This is a genomic window from Pseudomonas sp. NMI542_15 (assembly GCF_021283425.1).
GTDB lineage: Bacteria > Pseudomonadota > Gammaproteobacteria > Pseudomonadales > Pseudomonadaceae > Aquipseudomonas > Aquipseudomonas fortuita.
Genome location: NZ_JAJSRO010000001.1, coordinates 438,626 through 456,192 on the forward strand (window position 1 = coordinate 438,626; position 17,567 = coordinate 456,192).

A 17,567-nucleotide genomic window follows, 5' to 3' on the forward strand; every position below is an offset into this window, starting at 1 on the left:
GGTTCTTCCTTGATGTCAGTGCTTGCTGGCGCCAGCGGCGCCGATACCGGTCATGGAGCGGATGAACTGGGCCAGGTAGCGGCCACGCTCCTCACTGGCACGTTCGGAGCTGTCGGTGACCGAGAACGCCCAGGCACTCAGGAACGCCAGGCTCATGGAGAACAAGGCCGGGTTGCTGTAAGGGAACAGCGCTTTATCGTGATGCAGCACGTTGACCCACACTGCCGGGCCCAGTACCACCAGCAGCACTGCCGAGGCCAGGCCGGCCATGCTGCCGCACACTGCGCCGCGGGTGGTCAGGCCTTTCCAGAACATCGAAAGCAGCAGCACCGGGAAGTTGACGGAGGCAGCCACCGCCAGCACCAGGCCGGAGAGGAAGGCGATGTTCTGCGACTCGAACATCAGGCCGAGCATGACCGCCAGCAGGCCGATCAGCAGGGTGGCGACACGCGATACGCGCATTTCCTCCTGCTCGGTGGCCTTGCCTTGGCGGATCACGCAGGCATACAGGTCGTGGGATACCGCCGATGCGCCGGACAGCGCAAGGCCGGCGACCACGGCAAGGATGGTGGCGAAGGCCACAGCAGAGATGAAGCCAAGGAACAAATTGCCACCGACAGCCTGGGCCAGGTGCACGGCGATCATGTTGCCGCCGCCAATGATTGCACCGGTGGCGTCGCGGTAGGACGGCTCGGTGCCGACCATGACGATGGCGCCAAAGCCGATGACGATCAGCAGCAGGTAGAAGTAACCGATGAAACCGGTGGCATAGAACACGCTCTTGCGTGCTTCCTTGGCATCACTGACGGTGAAGAAGCGCATCAGGATATGCGGCAGGCCGGCGGTGCCGAACATCATGCCCAAGCCCAGGGAAATGGCATCCACCGGATTGGACAGCAGGCCACCCGGGGCCATGATCGCCTGGCCCTTGGCATGCACGGCCACCGCGCTGGCGAACATGGCTTCGGTGCTGAAGCCGAAGTGCTTGAGCACCATGAACGCCATGAAGCTGGTGCCCGACAGCAGCATCACTGCCTTGATAATCTGCACCCAGGTGGTAGCGAGCATGCCGCCGAACGTTACATAAGCGACCATCAGCACACCGACCAGCATCACCGCATACAGGTAGCTGATGCCGAACAGCAGCTCGATCAGCTTGCCGGCGCCGACCATCTGTGCCACCAGGTACATCAGTGCCACGACCAGCGTGCCGAACGCCGAGGTCAGGCGTACCGGGGTTTGTGCCAGGCGGTAGCTGACCACGTCGGCAAAGGTGTACTTGCCCAGGTTGCGCAGCCGTTCGGCGATCAGGAACAGAATGATCGGCCAGCCGGCCAGCACGCCCAGGGCGTACAACAGGCCGTCATAGCCGTTCAGGAACATCATCGCGGAGATGCCCAGGAAGGAGGCGGCGCTGATCATGTCGCCTGCGATCGCCAGGCCGTTCTGCATGCCGGTCAGGCCCCCGCCGGCGGTATAGAAGTCGCTGGCCGAGCGGGTGCGCAAAGCCGCCCAGCGGGTGATCAGCAAGGTGAAGCAGACGAACACCATGAACATCGAAATGGCTGTCCAGTTCATTGTGCGCACTCCTGCTTGACCTTTTCATTGAGCGGGTCGAGCACATTGTTGGCGCGGTGCACATAGATGCCGGTCAGGGCAAAGGACAGCAGCACCATCAGCACACCCACCAGCATGCCGACGGTGGTCACACCGCCGCTGAGCGACTGGCCAAGGGTGCTGGGCGAAAACGCCACCAGCAGGACGAAGCCGTAGTAGATCACCAGCATGGCCAGGGTCAGGCTGCCGTTGAGGCGGCGTTTGCGCTGCACCAGGTGCTGGAAGTCGGGGTGGTTGGCGATGCTTTCTATGCGTTCGGGTGTCATGGCAAGCGATCTCTTGGTTTTGTAATTGTTTTGTTGAGGTCACGCGGGGGTTGCGGTATTGCAAAAGGGCCTCTTCGCGGGCATGCCCGCTCCCACAGGGAGGGTGTTGCCCTCAGCCCTTGTGCGGTGCTGGTGGGAGCGGGCGCGCCCGCGAAGCAGGCGGCGCGGTCTTAAAGCTGGTCGAAGTCGAGCACCACCTTGTCGCTCACCGGGTAGGTCTGGCACGACAGCACGTACCCGGCTGCCACTTCGTAGTCTTCCAGGGCATGGTTGCTGTCCATTTCCACTTCCCCCTCGACCACCCGGCATTTGCAGGTCGAGCACACGCCGGCCTTGCACGAGTAGGGCAGCTCGGCGCCGATGGCATTGCCGGCGTCCAGCACGTTCTGGGTGTTGCGTGGCAAGTCGAAGGTAAGGGCGCGGCCGTCGCTGATCACGGTGATGTGGCTGAGCGCCGAATCCACCTGGCGCGCTGCTTCACGGGCCTCGCGACGGGTCTCGTTACCGGCGGCGGCGAACAGCTCGAAATGAATGCGCTCTTTGTCCAGGCCATTGGCCTGCAGGCTGTCACGTACGGTTTCGGTCATTGCCTGAGGCCCGCAGATGAAAGCCGCGTCCAGGCCTGGAACGTCCAGCCAGCGGGAGAACAGTTGGCCGCACTTGTCGGCGTCAATGCGGCCGTTGTACAGGTCAACATCCTGTTGCTCGCGGCTGAACACAAAAATCAGGTTCAGGCGGTCGAGGTACCGATTTTTCAGGTCTTCGAGCTTGTCGCGGAACAGCGCGCCAGAGCTGGAACGGTTGCCGTACAGCAAGGTGAAGCGGCTGTGCGGCTCACTGTCGAGGGTGGTGCCGATGATCGACAGGATCGGAGTAATGCCACTGCCGGCCGCGACGGCCAGGTAATTGCCCTGACGGGCAGGGTCCAGCGGCACGAAGAAGCTGCCCGATGGCGGCATCACGTCCAGTTGCTGGCCGGCCTTGAGCACTTCATTGGCAAACGCCGAGAAACGCCCACCTGGCACGCGCTTGACAGCCACGCGCAGCTCGCCGTCCTGCACGGCGCTGCAAATAGAGTAAGAGCGGCGGACCTCTTCGTTGTCCAGTTGAGTACGCATGACCAGGTACTGGCCCTGGGTGAAACGGAACTGTGCCTGCAGGTGCTCGGGCACGTCGAAGGCAATCGAAACCGCATCACGGGTTTCGTTGCGCACTTGCTTGATGGTCAGGCTGTGAAACTGGCTCATGGCGTTCTCCACGGCTCAAATGCATTTGAAGTAATCGAACGGCTCCAGGCACTCGCGGCAGCGGTACAGCGCCTTGCAAGCGGTAGAGCCGAACTGGCTGAGCATTTCGGTGCGGTTACTGCCGCACTGCGGGCAGCACACCTGGGGGGCTTCACCGAGCAGGCTGCGCTTGCTGGCGCTGCCCTGCGGCGGGGCGATGCCGTAGGTGCGCAGGCGCTCGCGGCCCAGCTCGCTGATCCAGTCGGTGCTCCAGGCCGGGGTCAGCCGGCGCTCAAGGTCCGGCGCGGGGAAACCCGCCTGCTCCAGCGCCTGGCGGATATCGCCTTCGATCACCTCGGTCGCCGGGCAGCCGGAGTAGGTCGGTGTCACCACCAGGTGCAGATGGCCGGCGCGCCAGTCGAGGTCGCGAACGATGCCCAGGTCGACCACACTCACCACGGGCACTTCCGGGTCCATGACCTGGCCCAGCACCTCCCAGGCCCGGGCCAGGTCCTCGCCGCGTGGCGCCCGCGCGCCACGGTCGCCGGCAATCAGCTCACCAGGTTGCATCGGGGTAAGCCCTTGGCAGGAACTGCATTTCGGCCAGTAGCAGGCCCAGGTGCTCGGTGTGCAGGCCTTTGCGGCTGTCCAGGTAGAAGTGACTGGCAGCCTTGGGCAGCGGCAGCTCGACCGACGCGAAGGTCTCGCTCACCTGTTTCAGCCAGGCAGCACCAGCGGTGTCGGGGTCGGCAGCGATACCTGCCTGGGCCAACTGCACCTCGTTATCGCTGGCGGCCGTCAGTTCGACGGTAAAGCGCCACAGTGCAGGAATGGCGGCAAGCATGCGCTGACGGCTCTCTTCTGTGCCGCCACCCAGGCGCTGTACCCACTCGCTGGAGCGGCGCAGGTGGTAGGTGACTTCCTTGAGTGCCTTGGCGGCGATACCGGCGATACGCTCATCGCTTGAGCCGGCCAGACCCTGTAACACGGCAAAGTGCCAGGCGTCGTAGAGGAATTGCTTGGTCATGGTCACGGCAAAGTCGCCGTTGGGTTGCTCGACCAGCAGCAGGTTGCGATAGGCCCGCTCGTCTCGGCGGAAGGCCAGGGCATCGGCGTCGCGGCCGTCGTCCAGCAGCTCGGCTGCGTATTCCAGCCAGTTGCGCGCCTGGCCGACCAGGTCCAGGCCAACGTTCATCAGGGCCAGTTCTTCTTCGATGGCCGGGGCGTGACCACACCATTCACAGAGGCGCTGGCCTTGTACCAGGGCGCTGTCGCCAAGCAGCAGCAGGTAGGGGATAAGGGCTTCGTTGTGCATGGCCAACCTCACATGTGTCCGACTTCATCGGGCAGCTCGTAGAAGCTGGCATGGCGGTAGACCTTGTCGTCCGAAGGGGCGAACAGCGGGTCTTTCTCGTCAGGGGAGGAGGCGGTGATCAGCGCCGAAGGCACCACCCACAGGCTGACGCCCTCGCTGCGTCGGGTGTACAGCTCGCGGGCATTTTCGATGGCCATGGCGGCGTCGGCGGCATGCACGCTGCCGACATGCTTGTGGTTAAGGCCGTGCTTGCTGCGCACGAACACTTCGTAGAGGGTCCAGACAGACATTTTCGATCTCCGCATCAATCGCCGCTCAGGCGGCGTTCTTGTTCTGTTGCTTGCGCGCGTAGGCCACGGCGGCCTCGCGGACCCAGGCGCCGCCCTCGATGGCCTGGCGGCGGGTGGCGACACGTTCCTGGTTGCACGGGCCGTTGCCCTTGATCACTTCGTAAAATTCGTCCCACTGAATTTCGCCGAAGTCGTAGTGACCGCGCTCGGCGTTCCACTTCAGTTCAGGGTCGGGGGCCGTGCAGCCGAGCAGTTCGAGCTGCGGCACGGTCTGGTCAATGAAACGCTGGCGCAGTTCATCGTTGGTCTGGCGCTTGATCTTCCAGGCCATGGACTGAGCGCTGTTTGGAGAATGTTCGTCGCTGGGGCCGAACATCATCAGCGATGGCCACCACAGGCGATTGATTGCGTCCTGGACCATGTCGCGCTGTGCCTGGGTGCCGTGACGCATCATGGTCAGGAGCATTTCGTAGCCCTGGCGCTGATGGAAGCTCTCTTCCTTGCAGATACGGATCATCGCGCGGGAGTAGGGGCCATAGGAGGTGCGCTGCAGTACCACCTGGTTGACGATTGCAGCGCCATCGACCAGCCAGCCCACTGCGCCCATGTCGGCCCAGCTGAGGGTGGGGTAGTTGAAGATGCTCGAGTACTTGGCCTTGCCGCTGTGCAGCTTGGCGATTTCTTCGTCGCGATCGGCGCCCAGGGTCTCCATGGCGCTGTACAGGTACAGGCCGTGGCCGGCTTCGTCCTGGATCTTGGCCATCAGTTGCAGCTTGCGCTTGAGGCTAGGCGCACGGGTGACCCAGTTGCCTTCGGGCAACATGCCGACGATTTCCGAATGGGCATGCTGGGAGATCTGCCGGATCAGGGTCTGGCGGTAGGCCTCTGGCATCCAGTTCTTGGCTTCGATCTTGATTTCGGCGTCGATCTTTTCCTGGAAGTTGCGTTCCGCGGCGGACATTTCTTCCAGCGATTTGACGCGCTTGACTCCGGTTTCCACTAGCTGTGCGTACATGTGCGGCGACTCCTGCTAAGGCATGAGTCATTTGTAAGCGATACAAAACATAACGTCAAACAGTTTTATATGTATCAAATAAGATTTGTGTATCGCTTTGGGGTCCCATCGCGGGTAAACCCGCTCCCACAGGGGCGCGCGGTACCTGTGAGCGCGAATAACACGCAAAAAAAACCCCGGACAGTGCCGGGGCTGCACAGGCAGATGAATGACTCAGCTGGCCAACCGTTTGTCATACACGTGGCAAGCCTTGCCCTCGGAGCGTTTGAGCGTGCCGCAAGGCTGCAGGTGCACCTGGGTGCTGATGCCGATGTAGGTCTTGATCTGTTTGCTCAACTCCCCGGTCACCCGCTTGCGCTGGCCTTCATCGAGGTGCTGGCACTCCGCACGCAATTCAACATGCACTTCGACACTGTCCAGGTTGCCATTGCGATACAGGTGAATCTCATACAGCTCGGAAAGCTGTTTTATTTTCAATACCTGTTCTTCGATCTGGGTCGGGAACACGTTGACGCCGCGAATGATCAGCATGTCGTCGCTGCGCCCGGTGATCTTGCCTATCCGCCGCATGGGCCTGGCTGTGCCGGGCAAAAGGCGGGTAAGGTCGCGGGTGCGGTAACGGATCATCGGCAGCGCCTCTTTGCTTAGCGAGGTGAACACCAGTTCGCCCAGTTGGCCGTCCGGCAACACCTCACCGGTGACCGGGTCGATGATCTCGGGATAGAAGTGGTCTTCCCAGATGGTCGGGCCGTCTTTGGTCTCGATACATTCCATCGCCACCCCGGGCCCCATGATTTCCGACAGGCCATAGATGTCGAGGGCATTGATGCCCAAACGCTGCTCGATCGAACGGCGCAGCTCGTCTGTCCACGGCTCGGCACCGAAAATACCCAGGCGCAGCTTGAGGTCATGGGGGTCGATGCCCTGGCGCTCGATCTCGTCGGCCAGGTTGAGCATATAGGACGGCGTCACCATGATGATGTCGGGCTGAAAGTCGCGGATCAGCTGCACCTGCTTCTCGGTCTGACCACCCGACATCGGGATTACCGTACAGCCCAGGCGCTCGGCGCCGTAATGCGCACCCAGCCCGCCGGTGAACAGGCCGTAGCCGTAGGAAACATGCACCTTGTCACCTTTGCGCCCACCCGCAGCGCGGATCGAGCGGGCGACCACATTGGCCCAGGTATGAATGTCGTTCTGCGTATAACCGACCACCGTAGGCTTGCCGGTGGTACCGCTGGAAGCATGCAGGCGTACCACTTCCTCCTGGGGTACGGCAAACATGCCGTAGGGGTAGCTGTCGCGCAGATCGTTCTTGCCGGTGAAGGGGAACTTCGCCAGGTCGGCCAGGCACTTGAGGTCATCGGGGTGGGTGCCGCATTCGGCAAAGCGCTGGCGGTACAACGGTACATTGTCGTAGGCGTGCTTCAGGCTCCAGCGCAGGCGCTCCAGCTGGTGCTGGCGCAGGGCATCGACGCTGGCGGTTTCCATCGGGTCCAACAAGGCACGGTCGGCATCATGGTACATGTTCATGGCTTCACTCGAATTGTTCTTGTACGCCGTGCGGGGCCGGTTACGGGCCGCGCGGTGAGTGTCATGAGCGCAGCATATACGGCTGCGTTCGGTTCGGTAACAGGCTGAAGGTGTGACCCGCTCAGAGGCGTTCTATGACCATGGCGATGCCCTGGCCAACGCCAATGCACATGGTGCACAGGGCATAGCGGCCGGCAGTTTCCTCCAGTTCGTGCAGCGCGGTGGTTACCAGGCGTGCACCGCTCATGCCGAGCGGATGGCCCAGCGCAATGGCTCCGCCGTTGCGGTTGACCCGGGGGTCGTCGTCGGCCAGGCCTAGCTCGCGTAGCACCGCCAAGCCTTGGGCGGCGAAGGCTTCGTTTAGCTCGATGACGTCCACGTCGGCCAGTGACAATCCCGTGAGCTCAAGTACCTTTCGGGTTGCCGGCACCGGGCCGATGCCCATCAGCCGTGGCTCAACCCCGGCCACGGCCATGCCGACGATACGGCCGCGGGGCTTCAGGCCATGGCGGCGGGCAGCGGTGCTGCTGGCCAGCAACAGGGCGCAAGCGCCGTCGTTGACACCGGAGGCATTGCCGGCGGTGACGCTACCTCCTTCACGGAACGGGGTGCCGAGACGGGCGAGTTGTTCCAGCGTGGTGTCGCCGCGCGGATGCTCATCGTGCTCGACCACTTTGGCCGGGCCTTTGCGCTGGGGGATTTCGACCGGCACGATTTCTTGCGCAAGGCGGCCGCGGGCCTGAGCAGCGGCCGCCTTGTGCTGGCTGCGCAGCGCGAAGGCATCTTGGTCGGCGCGGGAGATAGCAAACTGTTCAGCGACGTTTTCAGCGGTTTCCGGCATCGAATCGGTGCCGTAGGCAGCCTTCATCAGCGGATTGACGAAGCGCCAACCGATGGTGGTGTCGAACAACTCGGCTGCGCGGCCGAAGGCCTGCTCCGACTTGCCCATGACGAAGGGCGCGCGCGACATCGACTCCACGCCGCCAGCCAGCATCAGCCCGGCTTCGCCGCAACGCAGGGCGCGGGCAGCATTGCCGATGGCGTCCAGGCCGGAGCCGCACAGGCGGTTGATCGTGGTACCCGGTATTTCGGGGGGCAGCCCGGCCAACAGGGTGGCCATGTGGGCCACGTTGCGATTGTCTTCGCCGGCCTGGTTGGCACAGCCGAAGATCACGTCGTCGACCGCTTTCCAGTCCAGCTCGGGGTGGCGCTGGATCAAGGCCTTCAGCGGAATGGCGGCGAGGTCATCGGCACGTACGCCGCTCAAAGCCCCGGCATAGCGCCCTATGGGGGTGCGCACGGCGTCGATGATCAGGGCGTCGGCGAGGGTGTGTTCAGTCATCTTGCGTCTCCTGCGCCAGCACGGTGCCGCGCACTTTGTAGGATTTGCCATGGAACATCGCCACCAGCTCACCGCGCTGGTTGTGGATGCGCACGTCGTACAGGCCGGTGCGGCCTTTGCGGCTGACCTCGCTGGCGTCGGCGGTGAGCACGTCATCGCGCAGCGCCGGTGCCAGATAGTCGATGCTGCAACCCAGTGCCACGGTGGCCTGGTCGTAGCTGTTACAGGCGAAGGCAAACGCCGAGTCGGCCAGGGCGAAGAGGAAACCGCCATGGCAGGTGCCGTGGCCCTGGATCATGTCGGCGCGTACCGGCATGCGCAGGCTTGCCCGGCCCGGGCCGGCATCCAGCAGGCTGATGCCCAGGCCCTGGGTGGCCAGATCTCGGGCATACATGGCGTCGGCACAGGCTTGTGCCAGTTCGAGTTCAGTCATGCAGGGTGCCTCCTTTGGCCTCGCAACGGCGTAACAGCAGAGAAGGGCGGTAGCGGCTCTCGCCGTAGCTGCGCTGCAGGTTGTCGAGCACGCGCAAGGTGTGGGCGATGCCGATGTGCGCAGCCCAGGCCAGCGGGCCACAGGGGTAATTGACACCGGCGCGCATCGCCAGGTCGATGTCAGCGGCGCTGCCGACGCCCTGTAACACGGCATCGGCAGCTTCGTTGGCGAGCATTGCCACTGTGCGCAGCACCACCAGGCCGGGCAGGTCGGCGACAGCAGTAACCTTGAGGCCGGCCCGCTGCAGCAGGGCCACAGCCTGGTCACGAGCGCTTGCGATGGTATCGGCCGACCAGCTGATGGCAATACGTGAGGCGGTGCTGTAGTCCAGCGCAAGATCAAGCAGCACCAGGTTGCGCAGGCCATCTTCACGGGCGCGCTGGCTGGCGAGGCGGCCATCGGACAGTGCCAGGGTGGCATCACCGACCTGGATCACGCCGCTGCCAGCACGCTGGGTGATGGCAATGCCGTTATCGCGCAGGCGTTCAGCCAGTGGCTGCAGCACCCCCAGATGCCCCTCGACAACACAGGCATCAACACTGGCGGGGCTGTGCAGTTCGGCCGGCACTGGGCGCTGCGCGCCTTCAGCGTAGCTATAGAAGCCTTGGCCTGTCTTGCGGCCGAGGCGACCGGCATCCACTAGCTCTTTTTGCACCAGTGAAGGCTGGAAGCGGAAGTCCCCATAAAATGCGTCGAACACCGAGCAGGTCACGGCGTAGTTGACGTCGTGGCCGATCAGGTCGGTAAGCTCGAACGCACCCATACGGAAACCACCGGCATCACGCAGCAGCGCATCAAGGCTGGCGCAATCGGCCGCTCCTTCCTGTAACAGGCGCAGGCTTTCGGCATAGAAAGGCCGCGCCACACGGTTGACGATAAAGCCCGGTGTCGAGCGCGTGTGCACCGGCTGTTTGCCCCAGGCTTGGGCGGTGTCGTAGATGCACGCGGCCACGGCCGGTTCAGTTGCCAGGCCCGACACCACCTCGACCAGCGCCATCAGCGGTGCGGGGTTGAAGAAGTGCATCCCCACCACCTGCTGCGGGCGTTCAAGGCCGGCAGCAAGGCTGGTGATGGACAGCGATGAAGTGTTGCTGGCAATAATGCAATCTGCTGTGCACAGGGCTTCTAACTGATTGAACAGCGCCTGCTTGACCTGCAGGTTCTCGACGATGGCTTCGATCACCAAGCCGGCATCGGCCAGCGCGTCGAGCGTGTCGACCGGGCACAGGCGGATGCTGATCATTTCACGCTCGACAGCCTGCAATTTGCCTTTTTCCACGAGCCGGGCGAGCTGGCGATCAATACCGGCCACTGCTTGGGCAGCGGCCCCTGGGCGGTTGTCGTAAAGCTTTACCGGGTGGCCGGCCTGAGCCGCCACCTGGGCGATGCCGGCCCCCATGGCACCGGCACCGATCACCGCTACGGGCACATTGCTTGCGAGTGCGCCCATGTTCAGCGCCCCTTGAATGCGGGAGTACGCTTGTTGATGAAGGCGCTGACGCCTTCACGGTAGTCCTCGCTACGCCCGGCCAGGCGTTGCAGGTCGCGCTCAAGCTCCAGTTGTTCATTGAAGCCGTTGTCGAAACTGGCATTGAGGCTGCGCTTGATCAACGCCAGGCCGTAGGTAGGCTGGGTGGCGAGCTGGCGGGCCAGTGTGAGGGCTTCGTCACGCAGTGCAGCATCGTCAACCACGCGATGGATCAGCCCCCATTGCTGTGCCTGTTCGGCGCCAAGGCGTTCGCCCAGCATGGCCAAGGCTTTGGCCCGTGCCATGCCGACCAGGCGCGGCAGCAGCCAGGTCCCGCCAGAGTCTGGCACCAGGCCAATTTTGCAAAATGCCTGGATGAAGCTTGCCGAGCGGGCGGCCAGTACCAGGTCGCAGGCCAGCGGAATATTCGCGCCGGCCCCGGCGGCAACACCGTTTACCGCACAGATTACCGGCAGTGGCAGGTCGCGCAGGGTGCGTACCAGCGGGTTGTAGTACGTGTCGATTGAAGCGCCCAGGTCTGGCATTTCAGCGCCTGGAGCAACGTTACGGTCGGACAGGTCCTGGCCTGCGCAGAAGCCGCGGCCTTCAGCCGTCAGCAACAGCACCCGCGCATCGCTGCTCTGGCGCACTTGCTTGAGTGCTTCGCGTACTTCCAGGTGCATGGCGGTGTTGAAGCTGTTCAGCTGCTCGGGGCGGTTCAAGGAGAGGAGGGCGACGCCGTCCTCAATGGAAAACAGGATGTGCTGGAAAGTCATGACAGACTCGCTCCGTCAGTCGAGGGAAAGGTGATCAGCGGCCTTGGAAACGGGCCTGGCGCTTTTCCTGGAAGGCCCGGATACCTTCGTCGCGGTCGGCGGTGCCGGCCAGCAGGGTGAATGCATGGCGTTCGAAGCGCAGGCCACTGGCCAGGTCTGTATCGCCGGCCTTCAGCAGCGCCTCTTTTGCCAGGCGCACGGCCAGCGGCGCCTTGGCGGCGATGCTGCGGGCCACATGCAGGGCGCGTTCTACGGTGAATTCGGGCTGGGTCACTTCACTGACCAGGCCTGCCTGCTGGGCGTGACGGGCGCTAATGGCTTCGCCGGTCAGCACCATCTGCATGGCCAATGGCTTGCCAACGGCGCGCAACAGGCGCTGGGTGCCGCCAGCGCCGGGGATGATGCCGAGGTTGATCTCCGGCTGGCCGAAACGGGCGTCGGTACCGGCGATGACGATGTCAGCGCACATCACCAGCTCGCAACCACCGCCCAAGGCATAGCCATTGACTGCCGCAATCAGCGGCTTGGCAAAGCCGGCGATGCGCTGCCAGTGGGCTACCCGAGGATCGTTGAGGATGCCGACCAGGTCGCGCTCGGCCATTTCGCGGATGTCAGCGCCTGCGGCGAATGCCTTGCGGTTGCCAGTGACCACCACCGCAGCGGTCTGATCATCTTGGGCGGCTGTATCCAGTGCAGTGGCCAGCTCTGCCAGTAGCTCGGTACACAGGGCGTTGAGAGCCTCTGGCCGTTGCAAGGTGATGAGCTGAACGCCGTTTTCCGGCGCCTGCACATTGAGATATCGCGGCATGTCGGGGTCCTCTGGCTGCACGCACGGCACATCGTGGGGCCGGCATTTCTTGGAATTGTTTGCAGGGTCGTGATGCTGGGTCACGAACAGGTGAGCCCAGTATATGCATTATGCGATACACGAAATCAACATAAAAAATGCAATGTCGTATCCCTTTAATGAGATCTTTAACTATTTCAATCGTTAAAATTAAGGACTTTTAAACCGTATAATGTCGATTTTTTACTGATTTTCGAGTGTTTTCGCCTGTCGATCCAAGCAGATATAAAGTGATACAGCGATGGCGTTTGACGAGAAATTTCCTTGTGATAAAAGATCAGGTCCCATTTCAAATCATTTCTGGAGTTCGCATGCCTTGCTATCGACTGGACGGCCTGACGCCCGTGGTTCACCCGACCGCCTACGTGCATCCCAGTGCAGTACTGATCGGCGATGTCATCGTCGGCCCTCGTTGCTACATAGGCCCCTTGGCATCGCTCAGGGGCGACTTCGGCCGCATCGTGCTAGAGGAGGGCGCCAACCTTCAGGACACCTGCGTGATGCATGGCTTCCCGGGTGGTGACACCGTAGTAGAGCGCAACGGGCACATCGGCCATGGCGCCGTGCTGCACGGATGCCGCGTGGGCGAAGACGCCTTGATCGGCATGAACGCAGTGGTCATGGATGGCGCCCACGTAGCGCCAGGCTGCATCGTTGCGGCCACCGCTTTCGTCAAGGCCGGCTTCGAATGTGCGGCTCAGAGCCTGGTGATGGGTTCGCCAGCGCTGGTAAAGCGCCCGTTGACCGATCAGGAGCTGGCCTGGAAGCAGGCCGGCACTGCGCAGTACCAGGAACTGACGCAGCGCTGCATGACCAGCATGGTCGAATGCCCGCCGCTGGCCGAGGCAGAAGTGGGGCGCCCGCGTATGGAAGACACCGGCTTCAGGCCCAAAGGCCAGGCAAGCGCATGAGCCTGGCAGCCACCCGCATTGGCCAGGCGGCCCGCCGCACAGGTATAGTCGGTGCTTTATCCGCGCACAGTTCGCCCATGAGCAATCTTGCCCCACTGAACCATTTGATCACCCGCTTTCAGGAGCAGACGCCAATCCGCGCCAGCTCGCTGATCATCACGCTGTACGGCGATGCCATCGAGCCTCACGGCGGGACCGTCTGGCTGGGTAGCCTGATCAACCTGCTGGAGCCGATAGGTATCAACGAGCGGTTGATCCGCACGTCGATCTTTCGCCTGACCAAGGAAGGCTGGCTGACCGCCGAAAAAGTCGGCCGGCGCAGCTATTACAGCCTCACCGGCACGGGCCGGCGCCGTTTCGAAAAAGCCTTCAAGCGCGTTTACAGTGCGAGCCTGCCCGCCTGGGACGGCGCCTGGACGCTGGTGTTGCTGTCGCAGCTGGAGGCCAGCAAGCGCAAGGCCGTGCGCGAAGAACTGGAGTGGCAAGGCTACGGCGCCATCGCCCCGAACGTACTCGGCTGCCCGCGCGCTGATCGTGCCGACCTGGCGACCACCTTGCGCGAGCTGGACGCCACTGACGACAGCATCGTCTTCGAAACCCACACCCAGGAAGTACTGGCCTCCAAGGCCATGCGCGCCCAGGTGCGGGAGAGCTGGCGGATCCAGGAACTGGGCGAGCACTACAGCGAATTCATCCGCTTGTTCCGGCCGCTGTGGCAGGCGCTCAAGGAGCAGAAAGAGCTCGATGCCCAGGACTGCTTCCTGGCACGGACCTTGTTGATCCACGAGTACCGCCGGCTGCTGCTGCGTGACCCGCAGTTGCCGGATGAGCTGCTGCCTGGGGACTGGGAAGGCAGGGCTGCTCGCCAGTTGTGCCGTAACCTCTATCGGCTGGTGTGGGACAAGGCCGAAGCGTGGCTGGGGACCGCGCTGGAGACGGCGGATGGGCCGCTGCCGGATGTCAACGAGAGCTTCTACAAGCGGTTTGGTGGTTTGGGCTGAAGCCGGCGATATTCCCTTTCAAGGCTTGCTGGGTGGTTGCGGATGTTCTGGCTTGGCAGGGTCGGCGTACCACTGCTCCCTTGGCACCCACTTGGCCTGCAGCGGGTCGCCGAGGTAGTGGGGCGACATAATCTGCACGCCGTACTCGTTGAAAACGTCCTGGATATTGGCGTGCAGCAGGCTGAGGAGGAGGGCGCGTGGCCTGGGCAGCGACGGAATGGCCTGGGCCACCAGGCGGTACTCCGGATAAAAATCCGACAGCGCCGTCTGGAACACCTGGGGTTCGGGTTTTGCCAGTACGCCATCGGTACGCCGGGCCGCCTCCAGCAACATGGCTTCGACCTGCCGCCACGGCGTGTCGTAGCCGATGGTCACCACCGTATCGACCACATAGCCTGGCCCCTCGACGATGCGTGAGTAGTTTTTCGTCACGGTGCCCGTGATCATGGAATTGGGCAGCGTGAGCACCTCGCCAAGGCCGGTGCGGATGGTGGTGGTGAATATGCCCACCTCGGTCACCGTGCCTTCGTAGTCGCCCACGCGCACGAACTCACCGGCGCGCAGCGTCCTTGTATAGGTGAGAATCAGCCCGGCCGCAGCCTGGCCGACGACACTGGTGGCCCCGAGCGAGATCATCAGCCCGAGCAGTACCGACAGGCCCTTGAACGCATCGGTACCTGAGCCAGGCAGGTACGGGTAGGCCATCACCAGGGCGAACAGCCAGATCGCCAATGACGTCAGCCGCATGGTGGGCTGCAGGGTTTCTTCGGTAAGCCACTTCAACGTGCCCGGCCGTGCCATGCGCCGCAGCACCCGCTTGGAAAACGCGCTGATACCGCGGGCAATGAAGAAAATCGACAGGGCAACGGCAAGCCCAGGGATGGCGTGTAGGATACCGCTGACCAGGTAGCCGAGCAGCGCCATCAGGTAGACATTCAGGCTTTCACCCCACGCCCGGGTATAGGGGAACTGCGACAGTACGAAGCCCAGCCATTGGTAGCAGAGCAATAGCAGCACCAGCCAGTACACCAGCCACAGCGAACGATCGGCCAGGTAGTAGAGGTTCTGCAGGTCGAACAGGGGTGTTTGACCCACCCTGAAACGCTCGGAGTGCTTGCCCATCAGTCTGGGCAACAGCCCCAAAAGCTTGCGCCGCACACCTCGCGCGCCCTTGGCCAGAAGCATGAACAGCAAGGTGGCCGCCGCCGAATAGCCGACAGCATTGAGCAGAAAGCGCACGCTGCGCGCCTGGCGTGTTTCCTCGACCACCAGGCGCAGGTTCTCTGCGGCCAGCTCGGCGGCTTCGCGCGCGGTGATATCGTTGGCGGCGGCGTCCTGCGGTGTGACGATGAACGCGCGGCGATCGCCCAGCAGTACCAGGTAACTGTTCAGGATAGAGTCGATTCTAATGCCCTGGTCATCTTCATCCTGCAACGCCTCTTCAATGGCCGACTTGGCCCGAAGGGCTCGAACCTGTGGTGTTTCACCCAGCAAGGTGGCACGAAAGACAAATACCGTGCGGTTGATGATTTGCAGCGCTGCAGGTTCAGGCGTTGCAGCACCGGCTGGCGTCGCTGAAGGCTCCAGGCCCTCTGCATGTAGGAGGGTTGAGCACAGCATCTGTAGCGCCAGAGCCAGCCAACACGCTTGCCTGCATCCACGCATGATCCTCATGCTTCGCTCCCCTGCGACCCGAGGTTGGGCTGCTTCCAGCATAGTCGGGTTTCTGGCCTGCCCAGCATCGCGTCCACGGGTAACCAGGCCGTAAATACCCAAATATAAGGTTAACCATAACGATCTTTATGACACTTAAGGCTTATGGTGGTGCGTGTTATCTTGATCGTGAAAACCTTTAAAGCGTGCTATGGTTTACCTTATACAACTTAATATTAGTGCTGGTTGACTTTATGGATGACTTTTTTCCCGTCGCCTGCGCCGATACCCTTAATAAAATAGGGCTTCTGGTCAAGGCAAAGCGTTTGTCGCTCGGTTTACGCCAAACAGACCTCACGGTAGCAATCGGCGTCTCCGCGCATAACCTTCGCAAGATCGAAGGCGGCTCCGCGCGCGTGGACCTGCGTTCGTTCATGCTGGTGTTATGGCGCCTGGGTATCAGCGACACAGTCTTCGCCTCGCTGGAAGGCATTGAAAAAACCTCCCAGATCACCCGTTTCAGTGATGACGACGATGCCCACCAGCGCCTCGCATCCCGCCGCGTGCGGCTGGCAAAACCCAAGCCTGAGGAATTCTGATGTCCCGTGCCTACATCTATATGGAGCACCCCGACACAGCTGAGGTCATCACCCTTGGCCGGCTGACCCTAAAAGGCAAGGTCGGTGAGTTCCTCTATGCGCCTGACCATGTGGCGCGAGGTGGCTGGGTACCCGACCCGATCAATTACCCCCTGCGTGCCGAGCCCTATACAGGGATCGCCAAGAACCGCGGCATACCCGGCTTCATCAATGACGCCATGCCTGATGGCTGGGGTGAGCGGCTGCTGCATCGGGCGTACGGCCAGGAACTGGGCACGCTCGATTTCTTGCTTAAGTCACCGAACAACGACCGCGTCGGCAACCTGATGGCCGGCGGCGCAACCACGCCCGCACCTGGCCTGGGCGATGGTGCGGTACCCACCTTGAAAGGCCTGGCGAAATTCGTCGCCGCGTGCGAAGCGGTGTACGACGGCCAGCTCGACGCCGAGTCGGTGGCAACCCTCAACGTACGCCAGCAGCGTTCCGCCCTGGGCGGCGCGCGCCCAAAACGTACGCTGCAGGACAACGGTATGCTGATTCTGGCCAAGCCCCGTGATCGCTTCGATCACTACGACCTGCCCTCGATCGAATATGCCTGCATGACCTTTGCAGCAGGGCAAGGCTTGAACGTCGCAAAAACCGCGTTGCATGCCGAAAACCCTTCAACCTTGCTGATCGAGCGCTTCGACCGCACGCCGATTGCACAGGGCGCCCGGCGCATTCCCATGCTCAGCGCATTGACCCTGCTGGACTCGGAATGGAACGGCGCACACCACCGGGATTGGCGCTACGCCGCAGTAGCCGATGAAATGCGCCGGCGGGGTGTGCCCGACGCTGATCTGCAGGAGCTGTTCAAGCGCATGTGCTACAACGCCCTGGTGGGGAACTCTGACGACCATCCACGCAACCATGCGGTGATCTGGGTGGCCGGCGGGTGGCGTCTGTCACCGATGTACGACGTACTGCCGATGCTCGAAGAAGGGCCGGCCCAGACCTTGGCCATGGCTGTTGGCCGTGAAGGCCGCCAGATCAGCCGCGCAAACCTGCTCAGTCACCACGCTCACTTTGCCTTGACGCGGGAGCAGGCCGAGCAGCTACTGGAAGAAGTGGCGGGGTGGGAGCAGGCGTTGAAGGCGCATTACCAGCAGTTGCTTGCGGGGGAAGATTTGCGCATGGCGTGTGAGGCGGCGAGTGCGGTGCGGATGCTCAGCTGAG

At 62.7% G+C, this 17,567-nt stretch carries 17 protein-coding genes and 1 pseudogene; 4 read left to right on the top strand and 14 right to left on the bottom strand.

Annotation, left to right across the window (positions count from 1 at the left end; translation table 11 throughout):
• Positions 1–15: 15 nt before the first annotated feature.
• The 13 genes and pseudogenes from LU684_RS01955 to paaF form a co-directional block, all read right to left on the bottom strand.
• Positions 16–1,584, bottom strand: a pseudogene (locus LU684_RS01955) (cation acetate symporter); the annotation flags it as partial.
• Positions 1,575–1,883, bottom strand: coding sequence for a DUF485 domain-containing protein (locus LU684_RS01960; RefSeq protein ID WP_016487157.1), 309 nt, complete (start codon positions 1,881–1,883; stop codon positions 1,575–1,577). The gene LU684_RS01960 and the pseudogene LU684_RS01955, both read right to left, overlap by 10 nt.
• Positions 1,884–2,053: 170 nt before the next feature.
• Complete coding sequence (gene paaE / locus LU684_RS01965; protein ID WP_060517776.1) at positions 2,054–3,130, bottom strand: 1,2-phenylacetyl-CoA epoxidase subunit PaaE; 1,077 nt, start codon at positions 3,128–3,130, stop codon at positions 2,054–2,056.
• A gap of 15 nt (positions 3,131–3,145) precedes the next feature.
• On the bottom strand, positions 3,146–3,679 hold the full coding sequence (gene paaD, locus LU684_RS01970) for a 1,2-phenylacetyl-CoA epoxidase subunit PaaD (RefSeq protein ID WP_016487155.1): 534 nt from the start codon (positions 3,677–3,679) through the stop codon (positions 3,146–3,148).
• Positions 3,666–4,424 carry a 1,2-phenylacetyl-CoA epoxidase subunit PaaC gene (gene paaC / locus LU684_RS01975; RefSeq protein WP_102689398.1) on the bottom strand — a complete coding sequence of 253 codons (759 nt, stop codon included), beginning with the start codon at positions 4,422–4,424 and terminating at the stop codon, positions 3,666–3,668. The genes paaD and paaC overlap by 14 nt, the downstream gene beginning before the upstream one ends.
• Before the next feature lie 8 nt (positions 4,425–4,432).
• The gene (gene paaB / locus LU684_RS01980) at positions 4,433–4,714 is read right to left on the bottom strand and encodes a 1,2-phenylacetyl-CoA epoxidase subunit PaaB (protein WP_004374528.1); all 282 of its coding nucleotides are present in this window, start codon (positions 4,712–4,714) and stop codon (positions 4,433–4,435) included.
• Positions 4,715–4,739: 25 nt separating this feature from the next.
• The gene (gene paaA, locus LU684_RS01985) at positions 4,740–5,729 is read right to left on the bottom strand and encodes a 1,2-phenylacetyl-CoA epoxidase subunit PaaA (protein ID WP_023048138.1); all 990 of its coding nucleotides are present in this window, start codon (positions 5,727–5,729) and stop codon (positions 4,740–4,742) included.
• Between the two features lie 213 nt (positions 5,730–5,942).
• Positions 5,943–7,262, bottom strand: coding sequence for a phenylacetate--CoA ligase PaaK (gene paaK / locus LU684_RS01990; protein WP_232894062.1), 1,320 nt, complete (start codon positions 7,260–7,262; stop codon positions 5,943–5,945).
• A gap of 121 nt (positions 7,263–7,383) precedes the next feature.
• Entirely contained in the window at positions 7,384–8,604 is a 1,221-nt protein-coding gene (gene pcaF / locus LU684_RS01995) for a 3-oxoadipyl-CoA thiolase (protein ID WP_232894063.1), read from the bottom strand.
• Entirely contained in the window at positions 8,597–9,037 is a 441-nt protein-coding gene (paaI, locus tag LU684_RS02000; RefSeq protein ID WP_060517770.1) for a hydroxyphenylacetyl-CoA thioesterase PaaI, read from the bottom strand. The genes pcaF and paaI overlap by 8 nt, the downstream gene beginning before the upstream one ends.
• Entirely contained in the window at positions 9,030–10,547 is a 1,518-nt protein-coding gene (gene paaH / locus LU684_RS02005; RefSeq protein ID WP_060517769.1) for a 3-hydroxyacyl-CoA dehydrogenase PaaH, read from the bottom strand. The genes paaI and paaH overlap by 8 nt, the downstream gene beginning before the upstream one ends.
• 2 nt (positions 10,548–10,549) lie before the next feature.
• Positions 10,550–11,341: a 2-(1,2-epoxy-1,2-dihydrophenyl)acetyl-CoA isomerase PaaG gene (gene paaG, locus LU684_RS02010; RefSeq protein WP_232894064.1), complete on the bottom strand. Its 792-nt coding sequence runs from the start codon at positions 11,339–11,341 to the stop codon at positions 10,550–10,552.
• A 34-nt stretch (positions 11,342–11,375) separates the two neighbouring features.
• Positions 11,376–12,149 (bottom strand): 2,3-dehydroadipyl-CoA hydratase PaaF, encoded by a 774-nt coding sequence (gene paaF / locus LU684_RS02015; RefSeq protein WP_016487147.1) that lies wholly within the window; start codon positions 12,147–12,149, stop codon positions 11,376–11,378.
• A 350-nt stretch (positions 12,150–12,499) separates the two neighbouring features.
• On the opposite strand from paaF, the gene paaY reads away from it, so the two are divergent.
• Positions 12,500–13,099, top strand: a complete 600-nt coding sequence (gene paaY, locus LU684_RS02020; protein ID WP_016487145.1) for a phenylacetic acid degradation protein PaaY — start codon at positions 12,500–12,502, stop codon at positions 13,097–13,099.
• Positions 13,100–13,176: 77 nt separating this feature from the next.
• Positions 13,177–14,100: a phenylacetic acid degradation operon negative regulatory protein PaaX gene (paaX, locus tag LU684_RS02025; RefSeq protein ID WP_186506764.1), complete on the top strand. Its 924-nt coding sequence runs from the start codon at positions 13,177–13,179 to the stop codon at positions 14,098–14,100.
• A gap of 18 nt (positions 14,101–14,118) precedes the next feature.
• Here paaX and LU684_RS02030 read toward each other — a convergent pair whose 3' ends face one another.
• Positions 14,119–15,720, bottom strand: a complete 1,602-nt coding sequence (locus LU684_RS02030; RefSeq protein WP_016487143.1) for a mechanosensitive ion channel family protein — start codon at positions 15,718–15,720, stop codon at positions 14,119–14,121.
• Between the two features lie 287 nt (positions 15,721–16,007).
• On the opposite strand from LU684_RS02030, the gene LU684_RS02035 reads away from it, so the two are divergent.
• A complete protein-coding gene (locus LU684_RS02035; protein WP_016487142.1) occupies positions 16,008–16,352 on the top strand; it encodes a helix-turn-helix domain-containing protein in 345 nt (114 codons plus the stop codon).
• On the top strand, positions 16,352–17,566 hold the full coding sequence (locus LU684_RS02040; RefSeq protein WP_197888097.1) for a type II toxin-antitoxin system HipA family toxin: 1,215 nt from the start codon (positions 16,352–16,354) through the stop codon (positions 17,564–17,566). Before LU684_RS02035 ends, LU684_RS02040 begins: the two co-directional genes overlap by 1 nt.
• The last annotated feature ends 1 nt before the right edge of the window (position 17,567 follow it).